This is a genomic window from Actinomycetota bacterium (assembly GCA_036280995.1).
Classification (GTDB): Bacteria; Actinomycetota; CALGFH01; order CALGFH01; family CALGFH01; genus CALGFH01.
In genome coordinates, this window is record DASUPQ010000741.1 from 1 (window position 1) to 2,972 (window position 2,972).

At 72.5% G+C, this 2,972-nt stretch carries 2 protein-coding genes; both read left to right on the plus strand.

The window, feature by feature from the left end; translation table 11 throughout:
- Nucleotides 1-689, plus strand: a 689-nt coding sequence (locus tag VF468_24795) for a glycosyltransferase (GenBank protein HEX5881506.1), incomplete at its 5' end; no start/stop codon positions are given.
- 182 nt (nucleotides 690-871) lie between these two features.
- Nucleotides 872-2,827: a glycosyl hydrolase gene (locus VF468_24800; protein ID HEX5881507.1), complete on the plus strand. Its 1,956-nt coding sequence runs from the start codon at nucleotides 872-874 to the stop codon at nucleotides 2,825-2,827.
- The last annotated feature ends 145 nt before the right edge of the window (nucleotides 2,828-2,972 follow it).

A 2,972-nucleotide genomic window follows, 5' to 3' on the forward strand; every position in this document is an offset into this window, starting at 1 on the left:
GCGGCATCCTGGCCGCCACCGGCGAGCTGGTCGCCTTCTGCGACGACGACGACGAGTGGCTGCCCGAGAAGCTCGCCCGCCAGGTCGCGCGGCTGCTGGCGACGCCCTCGGCGGCCGTCTCCACCACCGGCATCCTGGTCCGCCACAAGGACCGCACCACCACCCGGCTGGCCCCGACCGTCCTCGTCACCCACCGTCAGCTGCTGCGCTCGCGCCTCACCGAGCTGCACCCCTCGACCGTGCTGGCCCGCCGCCGCCAGCTGCTCGACGACATCGGCCTGGTCGACGAGGAGATCCCCGGCAGCTACGCCGAGGACTACGAGTGGCTGCTGCGGGCCTCCCGGCTCGGGCCCGTGCTGGCCGTGGCCGAGCCGCTGGCCGTCATCCACTGGCACCAGTCGTCGTTCTTCGCCGACCGCTGGCGCACCATCATCTCCGCCCTCACCTACCTGGTCGACAAGCACCAGGACCTCGAGGCGGAGCCGTCGGGGCTGGCCCGCATCTACGGCCAGATCGCCTTCGCCCACGCGGCCCTGGGGGAGCGGCGCCCGGCCCGGAGCTGGGCCCGCCGGACGCTGTCGCTGGACCGGCGCGAGCGCCGCGCCTACCTGGCCGTCGCCATCAGCCTGGGCCTGGTCAGCGCCAAGCAGGTGGTGCGAATGGCCCATGCGGCCGGCAAGGGCATCTAGCGCCCGTTCCCGACAAGCCAGCGGGGTAGAGCACAATCGAGCAACGATTTGACCGACGAATCGTGATCTTGGTTAGATCCGGCGCGGCACCTCCCCCCAACGTCAGCGGGCCTTCCCCCCGGGCCCGACGCACCGCCGCTCCACTCCCGTCCATGGTGAGCAGTCACCAAGGAGGAGCTGCATTGCGCCATGTCCCCCGTCATGCCAGCCCGTCCGCCCGGCGCGGCGGCCGTTCCCGTGTCGTCACCGCCCTGGTCCTGCTGGCCGCGCTGGTCGGCGCCCTCGCCGTGTCGGCGCGGGCCTTCCCCCCGACCGGCGCCCAGGGCGACGCGGCCCTGACGCCCAAGGCGGCCTGGCTCGGCGCCTACGTGCAGCCGTCGGGGTCCTTCAGCAAGGCCGCGCAGCAGCAGGCCGTGCTGGAGCTGGAGCGCCGCATCGGCCGCCGCCTGGCCATCGACCACACCTACGTGCCGTTCGGCGCCCAGCTCGGCTGGCGCCCGGCCTGGGACGTCAAGATGGGGCGGATCCCGCTGCTGACGATCGGGAACGGGGCCAGCACGACCGAGGTCGCCCAGGGCCGCCACGACGTCTACCTGCGCCAGCTGGCCGAGGGCGTGCGCGAGCTGGGCAAGCCGGTGTTCCTCCGCTACGCCCAGCGCATGGACGATCCCGCCAACAGCCGCTGGGTCGGCTCGCCCGAGTCGTTCCGGGCCGCCTGGGCGCACGTCCGCGAGATCTTCGCCGGCCTGCCGGCGTCGTTCGTCTGGGCCCCGACCGCGGCCGCCTTCGCCAGCGACTCCGCCGACCGCTTCTACCCCGGTGACGACCAGGTCGACTGGATCGCCGCCGACGGCTACAACGGCCCCGGCTGCCGCCCAGGGACCGGCTGGCGGGAGCTGTCGGCCATCTTCGGCGACTTCTACGTGTGGGGCAGCTCGCACGGCAAGCCGCTGATGATCGGCGAGACGGGCTCGGGCGAGGACGCCGCCAACCCGGCCGGCAAGGCCGCCTGGTTCGACAACGCGGCCCGCGACCTGGCCACCGAGATGCCGAACGTCCAGGCCCTGGTCTACTTCGACGCCAAGAAGGCCTGCGACTACCGGGTCGCCTCCTCGGCCCGCTCGGCCGAGGGGTTCCGGCGCCTCGCCCTCGACCCCCACTTCCAGACCTCGCCGCTCCCGCCGACCTCCACCACCAAGCCGACCTCCACGACCAAGCCCACCGCCACCACCAGGCCGCCGAAGCCCACGCCGACGACATCGCCGGGCTCGGGCGGCGGCGGCGGGTCGCCCGGGCCGGCCGGGTTCAGCGCCAGCATGGTCCCGAACTCGGGCGCCCTCTGGGGCACCAGCAAGTTCGACAAGGGCTGGGAAGGCCAGATGGGCCGGAAGTTCGACATCGTCCACGTCTACCACCAGTGGAGCCAGAACTTCCCGACCGCCGAGGAGCGGGCCCTGGCCGCCGAGGGCCGGCTGCTGCTGATCAACTGGAAGTCGCCCGGTTCCTGGCCGGCGGTGGCCAACGGCAGCCAGGACGCCCAGATCGCCACCACCGCCAACCGGCTCAAGGCGTTCGGCGGCAAGGTCTTCCTGGCCTTCCACCACGAGCCCGAGAACGACATCGGGGCCGCCGGCCAGCCGGCCGACTACGCCCGCGCCTTCCGCCGCGTGGTCGACGGGTTCAACAAGGCCGGGGCCAGCAACGTCATCTTCGTCTGGACCATGATGGGCTTCGTCGGCGGCCACGGCGACATCTACCCGACCCTGTACCCGGGCGACGCCTACGTCGACTGGATCGCCTACGACCCCTACAACTGGTACGGCTGCGAGGCCGGCAAGAAGCCACGGTCGTTCGCCGAGATCACCAAGCCGTTCTACGACTGGACGGCCGCCCACGCCCCGGGCAAGCCGCTGATGCTGGCCGAGTACGGCCTGCGCGAGCAGCCGGCGGGCGAGCCCAGCAAGGCGGAGTGGTTCCGCGACTCGCTGGTCCAGCTCAAGACGACCCGGACCCGGATCAAGGCGCTGGTCTACTTCAACAACCTGCACCGGTGCGACTGGCGCATCACCAGCTCGAGCTCCTCGGTGGCCGCCTACCGCGACATCGGGCGTGACCCGTTCCTCAACCGTTTGCACTAGCTTGCCGTCGCCATTGTTGACGTACCGCCAGGGCACCCGGGCGCCTATCCTGCTCGGGTGCCCGAGCGCATCGACGACCTGAGCACGGCCGACGGGGCGCCGCCGGCCCCGGCCGCGCGGCGTTCCGGCCTGCCCGAGGGCTGGC